The sequence below is a fragment of the Geminicoccaceae bacterium genome, assembly GCA_020638465.1.
Classification (GTDB): domain Bacteria; phylum Pseudomonadota; class Alphaproteobacteria; order Geminicoccales; family Geminicoccaceae; genus JAGREO01.
This window is the reverse complement of sequence record JACKIM010000003.1, coordinates 290300-312583: the sequence shown is the minus strand read 5'-3', so window position 1 is coordinate 312583 and position 22284 is coordinate 290300. Positions and strand designations below refer to the sequence as shown.

Genomic DNA, 22284 nt, shown 5'->3' with positions numbered 1-22284 from the left:
GGAGGAATTGAGTGACGCTGAGAGGGACCAACCAGGATGTCGGGCGGCCTTTCAACAGACGGATCGTGCTGGAAACCATCCGCCTTGAGGGGCCGATTGCGCGAACGGAGATCGCGTCGAAAATCGGACTGACGGTACAGACCGTTTCGACGATCGTGCGCGAACTTCAGCGTGAGGGACTGCTCGTGGCGTCGCGCGATGCGCCGGTCGGGCGGGGTGTCCCCCCCGCCAGGCTGAGAGTGAACCCGGCTGGTGGATATGCCATCGGGATACAGATCACTCCCCTCGAAATTTCCGGCGCTCTTGTCAATCTCGGTGGCGAGATCGTCGCCAGTGGTCGACGGGCGGCGGTCCGGCCCGGTCCCGATCAGGCATTCGCCATCATCGGCGAACTGGTCGACGATCTGAAGTCCCGTTGCGCCGACAGTTGGCTGTTCGGGGTCGGTCTGGCAGTGCCCGGCCCATTCGGTGTCGAGTCGATGAGCTTCACCGGCTCGACGACGCTCGCTGGATGGGCAGACGTCGACATCCGGCGACATCTGCAGGAGGTCACCCGTCTCCCCGCCTTCATCGAGATCGATACCGCGGCAGCAGCCATGGATGAGCAGCTCTACGGTTACGGTACCGAACTGGAGGATTACTACTATCTCTTCTTTGGTCACGGGCTCGGGGGAACCATGGTCCGTCGAAGTGAAGTCCTGCGCGGCCATTGGGGCAATGCCGGCGAAATCGGCCACCTGCCGGTCGTTCCCGACGGCGAGCCATGTTCATGTGGCAATCGTGGCTGCCTGGAGCGTTATGTCTCGCTGGAAGCGTTACATCGCCGGGATGTTCCCGAAGAGGAGTGGGTCTGCGATATATCGCCCATATTCGCCCGTGCAATCCGATCAATCGAGAACCTGTTCGATCCGCAAGCGGTCGTTCTGGGCGGGATCGCACCGTCACGGCTGCTCGCCAGACTAGCGGCCACGGCAACATCGGTCGGCAATGCCCTTGGTGCCCGACCGGACCGGACGGTGCCACGTATCCTCGTCGCGCACGGCGGTCCAAACTCGGTACTCCGCGGCGCGGCTGCGCTCGCGGTCAATGGAGCGCTTGCACCACATGGCGGCAAGGCCTTCTCGAGAACGCATCGCGGGCATTCAGGAGAGCTGCAATGAGCGAGCCGCTGCTCGTGCTCGACAGGATCACCAAGAATTTCGGTGCCATTCAGGCACTCAAGGGGATTAGTTTCTCCATTGCCAAGGGCGAGGTCGTAGCCCTTCTCGGAGATAACGGCGCAGGCAAATCGACACTCGTCAAGATCATTGCCGGCGGGGAAGAACCGAGCTCGGGGCGCATGTATTTCGAAGGCCGCGAATACCGCGCCACGACACCGGCCGAAGGCAAGGCGAAGGGAATCGAAACCGTCTATCAGGACCTTTCCCTCTGCACCAACGTGGATGTCGTGGCGAATTTCTTCATGGGGCGGGAACTGACCCGGCGCGTGCTCGGGATCCCGGTGCTTGACGAGAAGGCGATGGAAGCCGAAGTGGGCACGGCCCTTGCTCATGCGGGAACCCGCATTCCGTCCTTGCGCACCAATGTGGAACATCTGTCCGGCGGGCAACGCCAGGCCATCGAGCTGAACCGTTTTGTCCATTGGGGCGGCAAGCTGGTCCTGCTCGATGAACCGTTCGCCGCACTTGGCGTCGAGCAGACCCGTCGTGGTCTCGACATGATCCGCCAGGTCGCCGGCCGTGGAATAGGCGTCATCATCATCACCCACATCATGCAGCAGGCGTTCAAGGTCGCTGACAGGATCATCGTCATCCGGCAAGGAGTGGTGGCTGGCGATGTTCCCGCCCATGAGACGACACCCGATGCCGTGATCGCCATGATCACGGGGGAGGCCGATGCCGGTGCCGGACCGGCTGAGGGCGATCACTGACCATCCGGCAGAGGAGCCAACGTCATGAGACGTCTTGCCTTGTCCATGTTGGGACTGCTTGCCATGGCCGTCGGCATGGCCGGGCCGGCATCGGCCCAGCAGTCCAAGGGTACGGTCTACTATCTGGTACCGACCCTGCTCGACGAATTCCAGACCGGTTCGGTCGACGCGCTCGGGGCCTTTCTGGGTCAGGTCGGCTACGACATGAAAACGCTCAACGCCGATAACAAGACCGACCTGCAGCAAACCCAGATGAACGATGTCATCGCGCTCGGTCCCGATGCGGTCATTCTGGCGGCCGTCGATTTCAATGCCCTCAAGCCTTCCATCGAGAGTGCGCGCGCAGCCGGTATCCCGGTGGTCGAGTTCGACCGCCAGATCACCTCGACCCCTTCCGATTTCACTTCGGTCGCCGGCACCATCGAAATCGGTCATCTGGCCGCCGGGGAAGCGCAAAGGCTGCTCACGGAAAGGAATGGCAGCGTCAAGGGCAAGATCCTGCAGGTGCTTGGTGATCCTGGCGATCCCTACACGCTCGATATCCAGAAGGGCTTCGAGGAGAAGATGGCGGACTTTCCCGAGGTCACCATCATCTCCAAGCCGGCCATGCAGTGGGAGGCCAGCAATGCCGGGACCATCGTTGCCGATGCGGTGGTGGCGAATCCCGATATCGACCTGATCTTCAGCCACGCGGCACACCTTTCCGTCGCAGCGGTGGCTGCTCTGGAAACCGCGGGCAAGCAACCCGGCGACATCATGATGATGAGTTCCAACGGCGCTCCCGTCGGCCTCGACCTGATCCGCAAGGGCTGGCTGAATGTCGAGATCGAACAGCCACTCTATGCGCAGGCAGCGGCGGTGGCCATGTTCATGGACAAGATCGTGGCCAAGGAGACCATCGAGCCGGGCGAATACGATGTGCTCGGCCTCAAGTCGGAACTGACGATCGAGGACTGGGGACCCAACATCAAGATCCCCGGAGCGGCCATCACCGCCGGCAATGTCGATGATACGTCCTTCTGGGGAAACCTGAAGATGCCGACGGCAAGTATTACTTCGATAAAATAAGAATTAATTCTATCGGACTCCGGACTTCATGCCCGGAGTCCGGCAACTCCCGGACAAATCCATGACGGCACGTTATCGTCGATTGATCGAATTCGCGCTCGACAACCTCGTCTGGTTCATGCTGCTTCTCGTTCTTGTCGTCTTCTCGATCTTCATCCCCAATTATTTCCAGATCGGGATATTCGCCAATATCATTGAAGCATCGAGCGTGCTCGGCGTCCTGTCGATCGGGCTGGCTCTCGTGATCATTGCCGGACACATGGACCTGTCCGTGGAGTCGGTGTCGGCCCTTTCCGCCATGACCGTCGGCATCCTGTTCTGTTCCGCGGGCATCGGTCTTGGTCTCGATGTCCAGCCCGCGTGGCTGGCGGTGCCGATCTCGCTGGCGGCCGCACTGGCCGTCGGCGGTGCCATCGGTGCGATCAACGGCTTTCTCGTCGTGAAACTGAAGATGAGCGCATTCATCATCACACTCGCCTCCTACATCTGGGTTCGCGGACTGGTACTGGCCGTATCCGGCGGGCGCTCCGCCCAGGACCTCGCACCGGCCATCCGCTGGTTCGGCATCCAGCGTTTCCTGGGCCTGCCGCTGACGGCGTGGATCGCCATTGCCTGCTTCTTCGCCTTTTCCTTCATCGCCGCGCGGACACCGTTCGGACGACGCCTGAAGATGATCGGCGGCAACGAGACCGCGACCTATCGGGCAGGCATTCCGGTCGTCCGCTATCTCATCATCGCCTTCATCCTTGCAGGGGCCATTGCCGGCCTCGCAGGATGGCTTCTGGCGATCCGCACTTCGGGCGCAACGGCCAATCTGGGTATCGGCCTGCTGTTCAACGCCTTCGCCGCCGTCGTCATCGGTGGCGTCAGCCTCAAGGGCGGCGTGGGCACCCTGCCCGGCGTCTATGCCGGTGCGCTGATCCTTTCCTCGATCAACACGGCCATCAACCTCATGGCCCTGCCCGCCAGCCTGACCCAGCTCATCCATGGCTTCCTGGTGCTGGCGGCAGTGTTGCTCGACACGTTCAAGCAAACGATACGAAAGAAGATTTCATGACCGGAAGACTGCAAGGCAAATCGGCTGTGATCTTCGGTGCCGCGCGCGGTATCGGCAGGGGTGTGGCCGAACGTTTCGTCGAGGAAGGCGCGCGCGTCATCATTGCCGATACCGAGAGCGATGCCGGAAAGGCCACGGCGAGGGAACTGGGCATCACATTCGCCCATTGTGACATCTCATGTCTCGCCGAAGCCGACAAACTTGCTGACCTGGCCGTTTCCATGCACGGACAACTCGATATCGTCGTGCAGAATGCGGGCATCTATCCATGGCAGTTGATCGAACGGACGACGCCGGAGGACTGGGATACTGTCCTCGGCGTCAATCTGCGGGGCGCATTCAATGCCGCACGGGCCGCCGTCCGGCACATGAAGTCCCGGCGGTCCGGGCGGATCCTCTTCACATCGTCCATTACCGGGCCACGCGTGTGCAATCCCGGACACGGGCATTACGCGGCCAGCAAGGCGGGCATCAATGGTTTCATCCGCGCCGCGGCGCTTGAATTCTCGCAATACGGCATCACCGTCAACGGCGTCGAACCCGGCAACATCATGACCGAGGCCATCCAGCTTCACCGTGGACCGGAGTACATTGCCAGCATGGAAGCTGCCATTCCTCTCGGTCGGCTTGGAACGGTTCACGACGTCGCCAACGCCTTCGTCTATCTGGCCTCGGACGAGGCGAGCTATGTGACCGGAACGACCATTGTCGTCGACGGAGGCCAGCTCATTCCCGAAGGTGCCGATTTCCGCATCGGGCCGCAGGATACCTCCCCTTGAGGAACGACCCGTTCGAACGATGGAACCTGACGCGGATCATCAACGCCTCGGGTACGATGACCAGTCTGGGCGCGTCGCGTGTGCCTGCCGAAATTCGCGAGCTTGTCGATCATATTCTCGATTCGTTTGTCGATATCGACGAACTCCAGTCCCGGGCCAGTGCAATCATTGCCCGCCTGACAGGTGCGCAGGCCGGCTGCGTCACGGCCTGTTCGGCTGCGGCAATGACCCAGTCGGTGGCCGCCTGCCTCACCGAGAGCGATCTTGCCCGCATCGAGAAGCTCCCCATGTGCGATGGAGAGCGGCGGGTCATCCTGCCGATGGGACATATGGTCAACTATGGTGCTCCCGTCGACCAGACCATTCGCCTGGCTGGTGCCCATGTGGTTCCCATTGGTACGGCTGCACAATGCGAGACATGGCATCTTCGACAAGCGCTCGAAGATGGCGCCGCAGCGGCGATGTATGTCGTTTCACACCATACCGTTCGTGAAAACGAACTGCCACTCGACCTCTTCATCGAGCTCTGCCAACAACATACCGTTCCGGTGATCGTCGACATGGCCGCCGAATACGATCTCAGGGGGCCCGTGGCGCTCGGCGCATCACTGGTCATCCATTCGGGCCACAAATTCCTCGGTGGTGTTACCAGTGGTATTGTTGCCGGATCGGCCGATCTCGTGCGGGCCGCCTACCTCCAGCACCGCGGCATTGCCCGAACAATGAAGGTGGGCAAGGAAGGTATCGTCGGTGCCATGGCTGCCCTTGAACGTTTCGAGCAACTCGACCACGATGCGCACCGCGACCACGAGAATGCCCGGATCGATCATTGGACGAGAACTCTTGCCGATGTCCCGGGTCTCCACCTGACACATCTCGCCGACTGGACCGGGAATCCTGTGACACGTATCAGAGTGAGGGTCGATGCACAGGTTGCACGGGCTTACGCCTGGGAACTGCGCGACCGGCTCGCAGCCCGCACGCCACGCATCATCGTCCGCGACGACCTGATCGAGCACGGAGAATTTCATCTCGATCCGTGCAACCTCAATGACGACGAGGCGGACATGGTTGCCGAAGCCATAAGGGTGGAAGTCGAGGACTTCCGCCGGAACGGGACAGGCCTGCAACGAAGCTGGAGCGTGGTCAAGCGTGATCGGGAACGGCAGATCCTCAAATGGAACAGTCCTGTCGCCTGATGCCGAGCGTCGCCGGCACTGGACATTCATATCTCGGCGAGATGGGCCCGGGCGAGCACCTCATCGATTTCCCCGTCGCTCAGACCGTAATGGAGACGCGCAGTCTCTGCCGTGATGTAGCCTTGCGCGAGATCGCGAATCACATCGTCCCGGGGCCGCTGCGACGGGTCACCGTAACCGGCACCGCCAGGAAAGGCCATCTCGACCCTGTGCCCGTGTGCCACGAACTGCTTGCCCTTGCCCTTCATCGGCGTTCCGTCATCCATGGCTATGGTTGTCGGTGCACCGTCATGGCCGCCTCGACGGCCCCGGGCCGGATGGTTGACCCTGTCGAACATGGCCTGAAGATCGAACTCATGGCCCTCGCGGACTCCGACCACCATGTATTGTCCGAGACCGCCACGCCGACGGCCCGCACCGCCTGAATCCGGCCGCAGCTCCTTGCGCCATATGATCGCCGGCCCGACCTGCTCGGTGGCTTCCACGGGCATGGTCATCACGCCCGAAGGAAAGGCCGTGGCATTCATGCCATCGAATCCCGGCCGCGCACCCGATCCGCCCGAATTGAAGGTAAGCACTTCCGCTCGCCGCGCCCCGGGCGGTGCAGGAGCATCGCTGCGCGGACGGATCGACAACTGGAAATTGCACAGGCACCCCGCTCCTTCGGCCGGCAGGGTCTCGGGCAGCAGCTTGTCGAGAGCATCATAGACCGTATCGGGAACCATGTGTCCGATCACATGGCGCAGGGCCACGGGTGCAGGATGAAGGGCATTGACGATGGTGTTCTCGGGAGCCGTGACCTCGAAGGGCTCAAGGCTTGCCGCATTGTTCGGTATATCGGGGGCAATCGCACATTTCAACGCGTAGCAGGCATAGGCCTTGGTGTAGACCAGCGGTACGTTGATGCCCTTCCTGTCGACGCCGGAAGTTCCCGTCCAGTCGCATAGAATCCGGTCTTTTTCGATCCTGAGATGGACCCGCAGGTCGATCGGCCGATCATAGCCATCGATGCGCATATGCCCATCGGCCTCGCCCGGAGTCAGGGCGTTGATCCGTTCGAGCGTGGCGAGGCGCGAACTGGTGAGGATGAAGTCGCTGATTCCATCCAGGTCCGCCAGACCGAATTCTTCGATCATGCCAATCAGTCTCCGGTGACCGACCTCGTTGCATGTTGCCAGCGCATGGATGTCGCCGACGAGCTGATCCGGTTCGCGAACATTGCCTCGCACGATGCGGATCAGCGTCCGGTCGAGCTGGCCGCGCTCCACCAGCTTCATGATCGGAATGTGGAGACCTTCCTCATAGACCGAATTGCCATCGGCGCCGAAACCGCGTCCTCCGATGTCGACGACATGGGCGGTGCAGGCAAAGAACCCCACCAGCCGGCCCTTGTGGAATGACGGCGTTACCACCGTGATGTCATGCAGGTGACCGGTACCTTCCCACGGATCGTTGGTGATATAGACATCGCCTTCGAAAATGTTGTCGCGGCCGATACGGCGGATGAAATGGGGTACGGCGTCAGCCATCGCATTGACATGGCCGGGTGTGCCCGTGACGGCTTGGGCCAGCATCTGTCCCATGTCGTTGTATACGCCCGCCGAAAGATCGCCTGCCTCGCGAACGCTGGTGGAGAACGAGGTCCGCACGAGCGTCTGTGCCTGTTCCTCGACCACGGAAACGAGCCGGTTCCACATCACCTGTCGGGCGACCTTGCCAACCTCAGACATGAGCGGACTCCCCTTCGATCGCGGATCGGGTCGTTGCAGGATTCCTGACCCGCATGTCGAGACAACCGTCGGCCTGCATGACGAGCGTCCTGCTCGCCGGGAGGACAACGCTCGTCTCGGCTTCGATGACTACTGCAGGACCGTCGACATGCTGACCGGCCGTCATTCCTTCGCGCGGGACGACGGCAGCGTCATTGACCTTGCCCATGGCGGCATCGAACAGTTCCCGACACGCCGTTGCCGAAGCCATGCCTTCCCCGGAAACCGCAGTTACCGGTGTCACGGCCACCGGCGAGGTAAAGGCATTAACCGACCAGACAGCAATCTCGGCTTCGAGACCTTCCACTGAACGGCCGAAGAGTTTGACATATCCCTGTTCGAACAACTGCAGGAATGTATCCGCTCTGGGATCGCGCACATGCGCCGGTTCCAGCGGAACGGGAATTTCCCACCCCTGCCCGCTATATCGCATGTAGATCTTGTGCTCTGTGAGAATTTCCGCCTCGCCATCACATCCTCGGACGAAGCGCCTCGCCTCGCCCTCCATTTCTGCAAACAGCGATTTGACCACCTCTGCACTGAAGTCACCGATCTTCATGAACACCGACCGGCTGGCCTCGAAACTGAACGGCGCGCGCAGGAACCCTATGGCCGAACCGACGCCCGCCCCCTCGGGGATCAGGCAGCGATCGATCCCGAGCTTCTCGCAGAGCCGTCCGGCATGCAGGGGTGCTGCTCCGCCAAAGGCAATCATGGTGTATTCGGCAAGGTCTTCACCATTTTCGACCGCGTGCATGCGGGCAGCGTTGGCCATGTTCTCGTCCACCACCTCCGCCAGCCCCCAGGCGGCCTCCATGGTCGTCATCGAGAGCGGCTCGCCCAATGCGCGATCCAGAACCGCCCGCGAATTCTCCGCATGAAGCTTGATAGACCCGCCAGCGAAATTCTCCGGATCGAGCTTGCCAAGCTGGAGGTCGGCATCGGTCACCGCCGGCCGCTTGCCGCCACGCCCGTAGCACGCAGGCCCCGGCTCCGAACCTGCACTCTCCGGGCCGACCCTGATCTGGTTCATCGAGTCCACATGGGCAAGGCTGCCACCTCCGGCACCGATCTCGACCATGTCGATCACCGGGATCGAAATCGGCATGCCCGACCCCTTCTTGAAGCGATAGCTGCGGGCCACTTCGAAGACACGCGCCGTCTTGGGCGTATGGTTCTTGATGAGACAGATCTTGGCGGTCGTGCCACCCATGTCGAAGCTGAGCACCTTACCGATGCCGTGGCGCGCCGCGATGTCGGCGGCGAATACGGCACCTCCGGCCGGACCCGATTCCACCAGGCGAACGGGAAACTCGGCAGCGGTATCGATATCGATGATGCCGCCGCCCGAATGCATGAGGAAGACCGGGCAATCCGCTCCTTCATGCCGCAGACGCCCGGCCAGACGACCCAGATAGGACTTCATCAGCGGCTTGATGTAGGCATTGGCTATGGTCGTGTTGAAACGTTCGTATTCCCTCATCTGCGGCGAGACCTGCGATGAGAGCGAGATCATTGCGCCGGGCAGGCGTCGGGCAAGGATCTCGGCAACTTTCCTTTCATGGGCATCGTTGACATAGGAATGCAATAAACCGATGGCGATGCTCTCGTATCCGGCTTGCGCCAGTTGGTCGGCCAGCTTTTCGACTTCAGCGATATCGAGCGGAATGAGAATGTTGCCGCTGGCATCCATTCGCTCGCTGACGACGTAACGCCGGTTGCGCGCGAGCAATGGTTCGGGCAGCACCAGATTGAGGTCGTACTGCTCGAACCGGCTCTCGGTACGCATCTCGATCACGTCGCGAAAGCCGCGTGTGGTAACGAGCGCGGTCCTGGCACCTCGCCGCTCGATCAGGGCATTGGTGGCAAGGGTCGTTCCATGGATGATCTGATCCACGGCGGCAGGGGTGATCTTTGCCTTTCCGCAGACCCTGTGCATCCCCTCGGCAATGGCGTGTTCCGGCGCGGAATGGGTCGTCAGGACCTTGGTCGAGTGGCGGGTACCGGAAACCTCCAGCACCACATCGGTGAAGGTACCGCCGATATCCACCCCAAGCCGGATTGCATTGTTCGCCATCGCTTCCTCGCATGTCATCGTGGATGCAAGTCTAGCGGCCTCGACGGAATTCGGGGAAACGGTTTGTTCCCGCAAGACGGGTCCTCATCGCAGAGTCTCCCGTTAACGATCCTCGAGGATCATCGCGGCGGCCTTCTCGCCGACCATGATCGCCGGTGCGTTGAGATTGCCCGATGTGATCTTGGGGAATATGGAAGCATCGGCGATTCTCAGGCCTTCGATACCATGAACCCGCAACTTCGCGTCGACCACCGCACCTCTTGAGATATCGGATCCCATTGCGCACGTCCCGCAGGGGTGGAACACGCTGCCCGAACGCTGACGGATGTCCTCGGCGATGGCCTCGCGCGAACCGGCCTGCGGGCCGGGCAGCCGTTCGCAGCGGACCGAACTCGCAAGCGGTTCCGTCGCGGTGATCCGCCGAAGCATCGCTGCTCCCTCGACGAGTTCATCCAGATCTTCGGAAGCACTGAAATAGCGCGGATGGATGGCTGGAGACGTGAAAGGATCGCGGGAGCGGATCTCAAGATATCCGCGGCTTTGCGGATGGCAATTCGAAAGTCCGATGTTGAAGCCGGGGAAAGGGTCGGGTTGCAGCAGTCGTCGTTTCCCCGGCATCTTCCGTGTATAACTGACGGGTGAGAAATAGAGTTGCAGATTGGGATGTTCCCGCTGTGGTGAACTCCTGAAAAATCCTCCTCCCTGGTTGACACTCAACGACAGCGGCCCTCCGCGGGTAAGCAGATATTGCAGTCCGAGGACGATCCGCATCGACCACGGGCGCAATACATTATTGAGAGTCGGCCGGTTGGCCTCGTAGATATAGTCGAAGCCCAGATGGTCCTGCAGATTGCGGCCTACGGCCGGCGCATCGACAACCACGTCGATCCCGTGGCGACGAAGCAGGCCGGCATCGCCAATACCCGACAACTGCAGGATCTGTGGTGAATTTACGGCGCCAGCGCACAGTATGACTTCAGTCCTGACTGTGATCCGGTGAAGGCCGGCCGGATTGCGATATTCGACACGGCTTGCCCTTTTCCCGTCAAAGAGGATGCGGGTGACATGCGCGTGCGTGACGACCACCAGATTGCTGCGCCGTCGGGTCGGTGCAAGATAGGCGGTAGCAGCCGAACAGCGAAATCCGCTGCGCGTGGTTATCTGGTAGATGCCGACACCTTCCTGTGTGGCACCGTTGAAATCGCTGTTGAATGGCAGGCCCGCCGCCTGTGCCGCCTCGACATAGTCACGGGTGAGCGAATGAACCGCCTTGTCGATGCGGCTTACCGTGAGCGGCCCATCGATGCCGCGCCAGGTATCGCCGCCTGCGAGATTGTCCTCCATCTTGCGGAAATAGGGCAGGACGTCCCGATATCCCCAACCCGGATTGCCCAGGGCTTCCCAGCCGTCGAAATCGGCTGCCTGTCCACGAATGAAGACCATCGCATTGATGGAACTCGATCCGCCCAGTACCTTCCCCCGTGGCCAGTAGCTCTGCCTGCCACCCGTTCCCGGGTCGGGCTCCGTATAATAGCACCAATTGAGTTTGCGATTGTGGAACGCGCCACCATAACCGATCGGCATGCGGACCCATGGACTTCGGTCCGAACCGCCGGCTTCGAGCACCACGACCCGCGATTTCCCGTCCGATGACAGGCGGTTGGCCAGCACGCAACCTGCCGATCCGGCTCCGATGATGACATAGTCGGCACTCGAAGCATTGCGATCCACGCCCTTGACGGTGGTCATTCGTCGATATTCCTCTCCCTGTCGAGACGCGCCGGCAAGTGAATGATTTTCGAGGGAAAGGGAAGATGAAAAGAGCGGGATCCCCGTCAGGCGATCTTTGTATCGCCCTGGCGGTAGCGGAACGGGACATCCGTCAGGCCCGCCGCGTCGGATAGCGTTGCGGCGAGGAGCTGCGGCACGAGAATATCGATCAGTCCTTGTATCATCACATTGGCAAAGGATGGCACCCGTACGACGGTCAGGTGCCTGCCTTCTTCAACCTGCGGCAAGCTGGTGACCAGAAGGGTCGGGCAACCGATGGCATCCAGGTTCCGGGCCAATTCGACCTCGCGTCCGTAGCCAAAGACAACCACGCCGGTCATCCCGTCCATCGCCTCCATGGGCCCATGCAGATAGTCGCGCGTTTCGAACCCGCTGGAAGGTACGCGGGCGGCCTCGCGCAACAGCAGCGCCGCCTCGTCGGCCGTACCCGTGGAGGAAGCAGCGGCGACACAATCGATGGCCCGTCTTCCCGTGAATTGCCGGGCCAGCCGGGGCATCGACGAGGCAGCATCATCAAGCACGGCGCGAACGATCCCCGGCAGGGCGTCCCAGTCCGTTGACACGGTGCTTGTCATACGCTCGCAGGCCATCGCCAATCCCAGCAGTGTCGCCGTATATCCGGTTGCCGAGGGAGTCGCATCCTCGCCGTTGTCCAGGCGCAGATGCAGGTTGCCCGCACTTGCCAGCGGACTGTCGGGATCACGGGTGATCGCCAGACGCGCCAGATCGGGGTTGTCGACGAAGGCCTTCACCGTTTCGACACTTCTACCGCGATGGGACAGTCCCACGATGGCATCGACCGGTCGGCGATCCCTGTCGACTTCCTCACCGATTTCACCGGGATAACAGGCTGTCGAGCGTCGCCCCAGACGGCGCAGTTCGGCAGCTCCGAGACGAGCCGCCGCAAGGCTGGCGCCGATACCCGTCACGCCAATGACACCGCAGTCCAGCCGCGACAAGTCCATGGTTTCCAGCTGTATCGCGATCGCATCGCGCGTATTGGCAAGGGCTTCGGGCTGGCGATCGATGGTGGAACGGTAAGAAGACACGGAAGCAGAGACCTTTCTATCGGCTCGTTCGAATGGGTTCGGCGGTCGTGACGGTTCGCAGTGCCAGCGATGCGGCCAGCCTGCAGGCTCCCTCCACGGGATAGTCGGTATAGAGCAACGGCTCGATCATGCCGCTGAAGCGCGTGCGCACACTGCTGGAGAAGGTCTTCCAGAGCAGCGGTTGCGTAGTGATCACGCCTCCCCCGGCAACGACGCGATTGGCATTGACACCTCGTCGGCACAACCTTGAAACGAGATCGGCAAGCGCCAGACCACCACCGTTGATGACATCAAGCGCCAGTTGAGAACCGGCCTCGGCCGCCTCGAATATGGCGGGCGCATGACTGCCCACGGCGGCGGCGTCCCGGAATGTCGCGAGAACAGACCCCAGTCGTTCGGGGCTACGCAGCCGCAATGACCGGAACAGGTTCCATACCAGCGGCTCATCACGACTGCCACCTCGATCGAGATGGAGGGCCACGACACGAAATGCCTCGCGCACGAGCCCCGCTGCACTGCCGTCATCACCAATGATCCAGCCCCATCCCCCTGCGACCTGAAGTTCATCGCGGACGTCGCGATAGACGGCAATCGAGCCCGTCCCGGCAACGACGCCTATCTCTCTTTCAAAGCCCAGTGACAGCGGCATGAGCTCGGCATCATTGACAATGGATACGGGGATGGAGGTCAGCGCCCCGAATGCGGCTCGGAAACTTGCACATTCTTCGGTACTGTCACAACCATGTGCGCCCACGCCGATCGCGGCGATGGGCGTCCCGTCGGCCAGTCCGTGACCGAGCCCGAGCAGACTCCGAGCATCGTCCATCCATTGGCGCCGGCGCCATTCGCTGGTTATCAGGACGCGGTCACGAAGTATGCCGTTACCCACTGCACGCAGATGTGTCTTGGTGCCGCCGATATCGACGCCGACAACCACAGAACCGGTCGGCACCGTTTCGTTGAGCATGCCACGGCCACGACCGACGAAAGAAGGATTCATGGCTCTGCTCCCGGACGCAGTCGCCGCCCCGCCATATCGAAGATCAATGCCTTTCGCGGATCGAAGGCGACCATGACTTCCCAATCGCCGGACCAACGTCTGTGGTCGCAAATGACCATGTTGGTGCCACCGTCCAGTTTCACATGAATGTAGGACACGTTCCCCCTCGTCTCGACGAACTTTACCGTGGCAGCCATCTTGATCCGGCCCAGCCGATACGGGCGCGTCTCGTCGACGATTTCGACATGTTCGGACCGGATGCCGATAAGCAGGTCACGTGCCTCGACCTTTTCCGGCAGAGGCAGGACAAAGGGGGCATCCGCGATGACCTGCCCGGCATCGTCGCAACGACCCGTGAAGAGATTCAGGTGGGGTGAACCGGTGAATCCGGCGACAAAGATATTGTCCGGGTCGTCGTAGATCTCCAGCGGGCGGCCGACCTGCTGTATGCGTCCGTCATTGAGGACGACGATCCTGTCCGCGAGAGCCATCGCCTCAAGACGGTCGTGAGTACCATAGATCGTCGTTCGACCGAACTCTCGATGCAGATCCTTCATCCTGGAGCGCATCCGGTTCCGCATACCGACATCGATATTCGCCGCCGGCTCGTCGAACAGGAACAGACGCGGAGCGTGGCCATTGCTGACCTGCGGCCACCGGTCCCCGAACCGAGGGTGTTCGAGGTGGTCCATTGTTCCCGCGATACCCGCGCTTGCGGTGGAGAACGAAACAGTCGCCTCACCCGTTTGTTGCAACCTGGAAGAAGTGCTCCTGGAACCATTCAGGCTTCCGCCGGGGACATCCAGCTGGAAGGGCATCGCGACGCCGCGACCGGATGGCTCGACGCTGTTCACCACTCTTCCATCAATTCGGATGGTACCTGAAGTCACACTCTCCAGACCTGATATCATCCTCAAAAGGGTTGATTTTCCGCTTCCCGACGGCCCGACGAGCACGACGAATTCTCCGGAAGCAATATGCAGATTGACGTCTCGCAATACGGCGGTTCCGCCGTAGGACTTGGCGACATCGGTCATGTCGACTTGTGCCATGATGAGTCAGTTCCTGTGCCGGTCAGCCCTTGGAGCCGGACATAGCTATGCCTTCCACGATTTCTCGCTGGAAAATGAGGAAAAAGATGAGCGGCGGTATCGCTGCCAGCAGGTTGGCGGTCATGACCACATCAACCGTCTGGTGCGAGTAGGGGGAATTGAACAGCCCCACCACCTGTCCCACGGTGTACATCTGCGGGCTGGGAGCGACGATCAACGGCCACATGTAGTTGCCCCATGTGCGCATGAAGGTGAGAATCGCGAGGGTGACCAGAGCGTTTCGCGACAACGGCAGAACAATGTGCCAGTAGACCCCGAAGTGACTGGCACCATCGAGCACGGCAGCCTCCATCATCTCCCGCGGCATCGAACGCATGAACTGCACGAGGAGGAACAGGCCGAAGGCGGACGACAGGCCCGGGACGACCAGTCCCTGCATGGTGTTGATCCAGCCCAGATCCGCGATCAGCAGGTAGGTGGGAATAATCGTCACCGCGGCGGGCACCATCAATGCCAGCATGACAAGTGAGAAGAGGAACCTGCGTCCGGGAAAGTCGAAGAGCGCAAACTCGAAGGCCGCCATCGAACCGATGAAGATGACACCGGCGATGGTGAACAGCGAGTACATGATGGAAATGCCATAGGCACGCAGGTAGTCGGTTTCCGTGAAGATCATCGCGATCTTGTCGAATCCGGAGCTGAACGAACTTGGCCACAGGCGGGGATTGATCGCCACCGGTTCGCCCGGGACCGAAAATACCACGTTGATCATCCACCACACCGGCAGAACGGCTATGATCGCGGCGAGGATAGCCAGTATCCAGCGGATAACCGGCCATGCCGACAGATGCCGATGCTGCCGGATCGAAGCGTTCGCCATCATGACTTTTCCCTCCACCCGCGAAGGACGAACATCGCAGCTGTAACAGCCATGATGACCATCGTGAGCAGGATGCCGTAGGCCGCAGCCTCGCCAAAGCGCACACCGCCGAAACCGCGTCCCATCATGTCCATGACCGGAAAGAGCAGGGCATTTCGCCGCCCTCCGTAGTCGGTGAACGACGAGCCGGTGAGCAGCCAGGGAACATCGAAGACCTGCAACGCCGAAATCAGACCGTAGGTGGTGACGAAGAATAGTACCGGGCGGAGCATCGGAACCGTGACGTATACCAGTTGCTGGAACCGGTTGGCACCATCGAGACGTGCGGCCTCGTAGAGTTCGCCGGGGATGTTCTTCAGTCCGGCAAGGATAATCACCATGTTGAAACCGGCCGATACCCAGATATCCACTGCGATCAGCGAATAGAGCATGGTACCGGCGTCATTGAGAAAGTTGACCGATGGAAGTCCCATCCATCCAAGGATCATGTTCAGCAGGCCGAAATTCGGCGTATATATCCAGCGCCAGATGGTGGCTGCCAGAAAGGCTGGAAGGACGACAGGAAGGAAAAAGACCGAACGGAAGAAGATCGCCCATCGACCGGAAAAGCTGTCCACGAGCACGGCCAGACCGAACGCCGTGGCAATACCCAGCGGAACCGTGATGATAATATAGCTGGCGAGATTAGTCATTGCCCGGTTGAAATCCCGAGACCCGATCAGGTAACTGTAATTGTCGAGGCCTACATATCGGGCCTGCTGTGCCGCGTTCCACTCATGAAAGCTGTAGAAGACGCCGCTTGCGATCGGATAAAGGAGAAACAGCGCAAACAGCACCATGAACGGCGCGATCATCAAGTAGTGCGGAAGAAATTTGCGGGCATTCATGACTGACATGGCCTTCTTGATGACGCTGCCATGTCGATGCGGCAGCGTCATCCGACGGCAGACCGGACCCTGCTGGTCAGTGCTGCAGACAGTTGTTCAATTCGTCGACCATCTCCTTGGCGCCCTCATCCGGCGACATTTCACCGTCTGCGGTTGCCGAAGCGAAGTCGATCACCGTGGCCCGGTAACAGTTCGGAACGGGCTGGACGAAATAGGGAGGCATGGTTTCGAAGGCATATTTGACCGCTTCCACGGATCGCGCGATCAACGGCTGATCCGCGACCTGAGGATCGGCCATGGCGGCAGCATTGGCATTGTAGCGTGACAACAGCGCCGCCCAGCGTACCATCTGGTTCTTCTCGGCAACGAAGGTCGCGAACTGGAATGCCAGGTCCTCGTTGTCGCCCGGGGCGATGCCGATGATTTCGTAGCTCTTGATACCGCCGTGCTCGCCGGCCTGCTTGCCCGGAAGCAGCACGAAGTCATAGTCCAATCCACTCTCGGCGGCAGCCTGACGATAGGTCGGGTCGACCCACGGTCCGGTCTCGTGAAATGCGAGCTGGTTGGAGATGAACAGGTCCTTGGTGGCCTGATCGTTGCGGCTCGTCCCGGAATTCAACGGCACCATGTCGACGAACATCTGCAGGACGTCGGCCATGGTCGTCGGATTGATCCTCGTGGTCCGGCTGTCCCAGTCGATGCCCCACTCCTCGCGCTTGCCCACCATCGCGTAGATTGCCGCGATCGAGTTGAAGACCAGCGATTCGTCCGGGACCGCATAATATCCCGCTTCCTTGACCTTCTTCATCTGGTCGAACCATTCATCCCAGGTCGCAACGGATACCGACGGGTCGATCCCCGCATCCTGCAGGACGGTCAGATTGCGGAACAGCAAGGAGCCAAACCCGGTATAGGGAATGCAATACATTTCGTTGGGGCGGGGCTGGCAGCTCTTGACGGCGTCGACATCGAACTGGTCGCGATATTCCTGAGGCATTGCCATCCACTTGTCGTAGATGTTCGCCAACGCTCCGACGTTCACCAGCTGGGCACCGACATCGAGTGCATTCATGAATACATCCGGGAGGGTCCCGCTGGCGGCGCCGGCGACCTGACCCGCCGTCAGGTCGTCATCGCCCTTGCCGCTGATGTCGATGGTGACACCGGGATGGGCCGCGGCAAACTCGGCGATGAACTCCTGCTGCATCGCAAGGGCATCTCCCTGGGCAAAATCCGAATAGACCCAGTATTGCAAGCTCTGGGCCATCACCTGCGATGCTGTCCCGACACTCAGGGCGATAGCCATGGCGGCAAGCCCGCTTTGACGATACCGACTACGCATGAATGAACCTCCTCGTTCCACGCGAGACACCATGTCATCCTTCCATGACGTCGGAAGGGGCGCATCTCGTCCACATCTATTTATTAATTTATTTAACTAATAAATCCGACAATGTAAATTGCAATCTGCATTTGATGATAAATTTATGACAAACCGATGATCGCCAGGATTGCGGTATCGATGGTGCGCTTCTCGATACCAAGGACCGTCGCGTCGCGACCCAGCATGGTATTGCATACATCCACAGAATAGCTCAGGTGGTTGGCAACCTGCGATACGGTGCCAGTCAGCAGGTTCGAAGCACCCAGACCACCGCCGAGTACTACCAGTCCGGGATCGACAACACTGACAATCGACGCAACGACGACCCCGACATCCCGGGCATGACGTTCCAGTTGTTCCAACGCCACGGCGTGGCCTTCGCCAGCTCTTACGAGCAACTCATCGGTATCGGCCGGCATCCGGGCGTCTGCCGCGGGCCAAGCCGCACGGACACGCTCCATCAGCGCCTCCGAGCCGACATGGCGTTCGGCCGCGCCGGGCTCTGGCGGGATACCGGGAGCCCATGGGAAGGCCAGATGGCCGATCTCGCCTGCAGCGCCATTTCGTCCACGCAAGAGCGTGCCGTTCAGCATCAGACCCATGCCGATCTTCAGTCCGATCTGGACATAGGCGAACGTCTCGTGCCCCTGTGCCGCGCCGTAAAGCTGTTCGGCCACAGCCGCACAATTGACGTTGTTTTCCAGAATGATCGAAATATCATCCGGCGGTTGGAACCGACTGAATATGACATTCTCTCCCGTGAGACTGCCATCGCCACGCTCATCCGCAACACGTGCCGGAATCGCGATGCCGATGGCTCGCAGAGGCCCCCAGGCCGGAGTCCATGCACGTCTTGCCGCGTCGACCTCTTGAGCCACGGCATCACTGATCGCCTCGTTCAAGACCAGATGACTGCTTGGAAGGGAATATTCCCGATTAGAGAGCAGATGCCGATCCAGTGTCGAGACTCTCAGCTGTATCTTGGTCGATCCGGCATCGACCGCGATCACGTGACCGGCGCCAGGCCCAAGGCTATATTCCTGCGCCTTTCGGCCCAGTGCACCCTGCACCTCGCCATGCACCCTGACAAACCCGAGCCCGTTCAACTCGGCGATGGCTGCCGACATTGTCGGACGCGACAACCGGAGGATATCCCCCAGTTGAGGGCGCGTGGCAGCTCCCGACCGCGCGAGCTCCCGAAATACGGCCCGGGCGCTCGCGGTCATGGAAACGGGCCTGCTCGTACCGGCCTCGCGCGTCAAAACTGATTCTCCAACAATGCCCGATGGCCCTGTTCGACAAGGCCATGAAAGAAATCCATGATCGAAGCCGGGTACGACCCAACAACCTACCCACCATAGCGGGATTCAGAATACAGGAATATCGTCCAATTAGAAAGTCTAGCCCTTGCCTTTCCAGGGAATCAATCTCGCTTCAATCATTCGCATCAAAATATCGATACTGTATCCGATGATTCCGATGATGATCACTCCCATGACCACGATATCCGTGGAAAGAAACGTGCTGGCGACCATGATCATGAAACCGACACCGGACTGGGCTGCAACCAGTTCGGCTGCAACAACCGTACCCCAACAGACCCCCATGGCCACCCGCATGCCCGTAAAAATCTCGGGCAGGGCATTGGGGAGAATGACGTAACGCAGCACCTGCCAGCGCGATGCACCCAGAGTGTATGCCGCATGGACCTTCGAAAGACGGATGCTGGCAACACCCGAACGTGCCGCCAGGGTCATGATCCACACAGCCGCGAGGAACAGCAGGAGGATCTTGGAGCGCTCGCCGATACCCGACCAGATGATCACCAGCGGGATGAAGGCCAGTGGCGGAATCGGGCGAAAGAACTCGACCAACGGATCAAAAATGCCACGCACGGTGTTGGACAGCCCCATGGCGAGACCGAGCGGGATACCGACCAGGCAGCCAAGGCCAAAGCCCATCAGGATCCGGTAGAGGCTCCAGCCGATATGCTCCCAAAGCGTGTAGTTGCGATAGCCCTGGCCGGCGATCTTGACGAATTGCGCCCAGACGTCGGACGGCTTGGGCCAGAAGAGCGGATTGACCCAGTCATGCGCGCTCGATTGCTGCCATAGCACCGCAAGCGCGATGATTGCGACAATACTCCAGAAGCGACTGCCAGTCACAGCGGAAGCATCGCCGAAGGTGACGGTCTTTCGCGAATTGACGCCTGTCCGGGTCAGCCCCAACCACGACAGCAGCGACCTCACGACTCCGCCTCCGGACGTCCCATGATCTCCTCCTCCATCTCCCAGATCATGGCGAGGATTTCCTCGCGCATTCGGGTGAATTCGGCGCTCGCCTTGATTTCCCGGGAATCGCCCTTGAGCCCCTGACGCGCGAAGTCGAGCCGATATTCCTTCTCGATACGGCCCGGGCGTGGCGCCATGACGAACAGCCTTTGTCCCAGAAACAGTGCCTCCTCGACACTGTGCGTGATCAGGACGATGGTCTTGCCGGTCTCATGCCAGAGGTTGAGAACCAGGCCCTGCATCTTCTCCCGGGTCAAGGCGTCAAGAGCCCCCAGCGGTTCGTCCATCAAGATGAGCTCAGGATCGTTGGCGAGACAGCGTGCCAGCGCCACACGTTGCTGCATGCCGCCTGACAGCTCATAGACAGCCTTGTCTCCAAAGCCACGAAGCCCCACGATATCAAGGAGTTCGTCAACAATTGTTGATGTCCTGGATGAAGGGATGCCCTTCATTCTCGGGCCAAAGCCGATATTCTCGGCAACGTTCATCCATTCGAACAGGGCCCCCTGCTGGAAGACCATGCCACGTTCGGGGCTCGGTCCCCGGATGGGTTGCGGGGCCTCGCCAGAGCCTTCGGGCGACGCCAGCATGAGCTGTCCCGCGGTTGGACGCAGAAGACCGGCAATGATGTTCAGCAAGGTTGTCTTGCCGCAGCCCGACGGCCCGAGAACGGCCAGAAGCTCCCCGGCTTCGAGATCGAACGAGACGTCCCGCAACGCTTCCACAGAGCCGCCATCGGGCAGATCGTAGACCATGGAGAGGTTCTCGACGTGAAGACCTCTCATCGTTCAGGTTTTACCATCATTGAAGAAAACCATCCACGGTGCGTCATCCCTCCCCCAACCGCCGGCCATGACCGGCGGGCCGGCGGCGCATCGGGTAGCTCACGCTACTCCATGGAACTCATTCAACCTGTTCCATGAAGCTCGTGTCGATCGTCGGTCCATAGTCATCGAGCGCATGGTCAAGCTGGCCCTGTTCGACATAGAACGCGGCGACCTCGTTGATGAAACTCTGGACGGTGCCTCCCATCCAGGCTTCCGAGAGCTGCTCGTCGCGGGTAGGAAAGCTGAACAGGTCGACCATGTTGCGGGCATCATCGAGTTCCTGACCGGACTCCCTCGCGATCTCCGGCAGATAGGCTTCGGGATCGGCCTTGAACGCCTTGTTGGCGTCTTCGGTGATCTGTAGGAATTTCGTCACCAGATCGGGATGTTCGGTCGCAAACTCGTCCGTCACCGACACCACGTCAAACACCCGGATACCTATAGCCTCCTGTTCTTCGGCAGTCATCAGCACATGACCGAACTGCTTCATGCGCTGCAACGCACCGCCGAAACCGCAGGCCATGGCGACGTCACCACGGGCCAGGGCCGCGGCCGCCTCGGGCGGATTCATCTGCAACAACTCCACCTTGTCTGCATCGACCTTGAGATAGTCGAGCATTCGCAAAAGTTTGTAGTGTGTGACATTGCCGATGGGCGTGGCAACCTGCTTGCCTTCCAGGTCCTTGGCATTGGCCTGAGTAATCCCCGCATCATCGCGGACCACGCAATTGTCGTTCGCAGCGTAGGATACGGCAGCACTGACGAGTTTCAGCGGCAGCCCCTTGGTCACGGCGACCACGAAAGGAACCAGTCCCTGCGAATAGGCGACCTGCACGTCGCCAGAGGCCATTGCCGCCGACATTTCGTTGCCGTTGCCGAACGCGCGCCAGTTGACCTTCACGCCCATCTTCTCGTCGAAGGTGCCGTCGGCCTTGTAGATCAGGTTCGGCGATGGCCATTCGAGGAAATAGGCGACTGTAATCTCGTCCAGTGCCTTTGCCGGTCCTGCTGACAGGGTACACATGGCCGCCACGGCAACCGAGACAACGCCAAGACATTTACGCCAGCTGTTCCGCATCATTGTTATCGATCCTTCCTGATCAGCTCAGGACCCGCAGAGCCGGGTCGTGTTGGCATTCCGGGAACACTAGACGGGCGGTCGAGGCGACGTCAATGAGCGCGCTCTTCCCTCATCGACAGAAAGCCGGTTGGGTAGCAGAATGCTTTCGGGTTTGCGATACAGC

General features: G+C 60.5%; 19 protein-coding genes. 6 read left to right on the top strand and 13 right to left on the bottom strand.

Going from position 1 to position 22284, the window contains the following annotated elements:
• Positions 1–11 precede the first annotated feature (11 nt).
• The 6 genes from H6851_21050 to H6851_21025 all read left to right on the top strand — a co-directional run bounded on the left by H6851_21050 (position 12) and on the right by H6851_21025 (position 6033).
• Positions 12–1160: an ROK family transcriptional regulator gene (locus H6851_21050; protein MCB9946096.1), complete on the top strand. Its 1149-nt coding sequence runs from the start codon at positions 12–14 to the stop codon at positions 1158–1160.
• Positions 1157–1930, top strand: coding sequence for a sugar ABC transporter ATP-binding protein (locus H6851_21045; protein MCB9946095.1), 774 nt, complete (start codon positions 1157–1159; stop codon positions 1928–1930). Before H6851_21050 ends, H6851_21045 begins: the two co-directional genes overlap by 4 nt.
• A 24-nt stretch (positions 1931–1954) precedes the next feature.
• Positions 1955–2998, top strand: coding sequence for a sugar ABC transporter substrate-binding protein (locus H6851_21040; GenBank protein ID MCB9946094.1), 1044 nt, complete (start codon positions 1955–1957; stop codon positions 2996–2998).
• A gap of 61 nt (positions 2999–3059) precedes the next feature.
• On the top strand, positions 3060–4055 hold the full coding sequence (locus H6851_21035; GenBank protein ID MCB9946093.1) for an ABC transporter permease: 996 nt from the start codon (positions 3060–3062) through the stop codon (positions 4053–4055).
• On the top strand, positions 4052–4834 hold the full coding sequence (locus H6851_21030; GenBank protein ID MCB9946092.1) for an SDR family oxidoreductase: 783 nt from the start codon (positions 4052–4054) through the stop codon (positions 4832–4834). The genes H6851_21035 and H6851_21030 overlap by 4 nt, the downstream gene beginning before the upstream one ends.
• Positions 4831–6033, top strand: a complete 1203-nt coding sequence (locus tag H6851_21025) for a hypothetical protein (protein MCB9946091.1) — start codon at positions 4831–4833, stop codon at positions 6031–6033. Before H6851_21030 ends, H6851_21025 begins: the two co-directional genes overlap by 4 nt.
• Positions 6034–6059: 26 nt before the next feature.
• On the opposite strand, the gene H6851_21020 is transcribed toward H6851_21025, so the two are convergent.
• The 13 genes from H6851_21020 to H6851_20960 form a co-directional block, all read right to left on the bottom strand.
• Positions 6060–7763, bottom strand: coding sequence for a hydantoinase B/oxoprolinase family protein (locus H6851_21020; GenBank protein MCB9946090.1), 1704 nt, complete (start codon positions 7761–7763; stop codon positions 6060–6062).
• Positions 7756–9879: a hydantoinase/oxoprolinase family protein gene (locus H6851_21015; GenBank protein MCB9946089.1), complete on the bottom strand. Its 2124-nt coding sequence runs from the start codon at positions 9877–9879 to the stop codon at positions 7756–7758. Before H6851_21015 ends, H6851_21020 begins: the two co-directional genes overlap by 8 nt.
• A gap of 102 nt (positions 9880–9981) precedes the next feature.
• The gene (locus H6851_21010) at positions 9982–11628 is read right to left on the bottom strand and encodes a GMC family oxidoreductase N-terminal domain-containing protein (protein ID MCB9946088.1); all 1647 of its coding nucleotides are present in this window, start codon (positions 11626–11628) and stop codon (positions 9982–9984) included.
• An 86-nt stretch (positions 11629–11714) separates the two neighbouring features.
• A complete protein-coding gene (locus H6851_21005; GenBank protein MCB9946087.1) occupies positions 11715–12635 on the bottom strand; it encodes an SIS domain-containing protein in 921 nt (306 codons plus the stop codon).
• Between the two features lie 100 nt (positions 12636–12735).
• The gene (locus H6851_21000; GenBank protein MCB9946086.1) at positions 12736–13686 is read right to left on the bottom strand and encodes a sugar kinase; all 951 of its coding nucleotides are present in this window, start codon (positions 13684–13686) and stop codon (positions 12736–12738) included.
• Between the two features lie 29 nt (positions 13687–13715).
• Positions 13716–14771: an ABC transporter ATP-binding protein gene (locus H6851_20995; GenBank protein ID MCB9946085.1), complete on the bottom strand. Its 1056-nt coding sequence runs from the start codon at positions 14769–14771 to the stop codon at positions 13716–13718.
• A gap of 22 nt (positions 14772–14793) precedes the next feature.
• Positions 14794–15654, bottom strand: coding sequence for a carbohydrate ABC transporter permease (locus tag H6851_20990; protein ID MCB9946084.1), 861 nt, complete (start codon positions 15652–15654; stop codon positions 14794–14796).
• Positions 15651–16547 carry a sugar ABC transporter permease gene (locus H6851_20985; protein ID MCB9946083.1) on the bottom strand — a complete coding sequence of 299 codons (897 nt, stop codon included), beginning with the start codon at positions 16545–16547 and terminating at the stop codon, positions 15651–15653. The genes H6851_20990 and H6851_20985 overlap by 4 nt, the downstream gene beginning before the upstream one ends.
• Before the next feature lie 67 nt (positions 16548–16614).
• A complete protein-coding gene (locus tag H6851_20980) occupies positions 16615–17880 on the bottom strand; it encodes a carbohydrate ABC transporter substrate-binding protein (GenBank protein ID MCB9946082.1) in 1266 nt (421 codons plus the stop codon).
• Positions 17881–18023: 143 nt separating this feature from the next.
• Complete coding sequence (locus tag H6851_20975) at positions 18024–19148, bottom strand: ROK family transcriptional regulator (protein ID MCB9946081.1); 1125 nt, start codon at positions 19146–19148, stop codon at positions 18024–18026.
• A gap of 174 nt (positions 19149–19322) precedes the next feature.
• On the bottom strand, positions 19323–20252 hold the full coding sequence (locus tag H6851_20970; protein ID MCB9946080.1) for an ABC transporter permease subunit: 930 nt from the start codon (positions 20250–20252) through the stop codon (positions 19323–19325).
• Positions 20168–20998, bottom strand: coding sequence for an ABC transporter ATP-binding protein (locus H6851_20965; GenBank protein ID MCB9946079.1), 831 nt, complete (start codon positions 20996–20998; stop codon positions 20168–20170). The genes H6851_20970 and H6851_20965 overlap by 85 nt, the downstream gene beginning before the upstream one ends.
• 118 nt (positions 20999–21116) lie before the next feature.
• Positions 21117–22121 carry an ABC transporter substrate-binding protein gene (locus H6851_20960; protein MCB9946078.1) on the bottom strand — a complete coding sequence of 335 codons (1005 nt, stop codon included), beginning with the start codon at positions 22119–22121 and terminating at the stop codon, positions 21117–21119.
• Between the last annotated feature and the right edge of the window lie 163 nt (positions 22122–22284).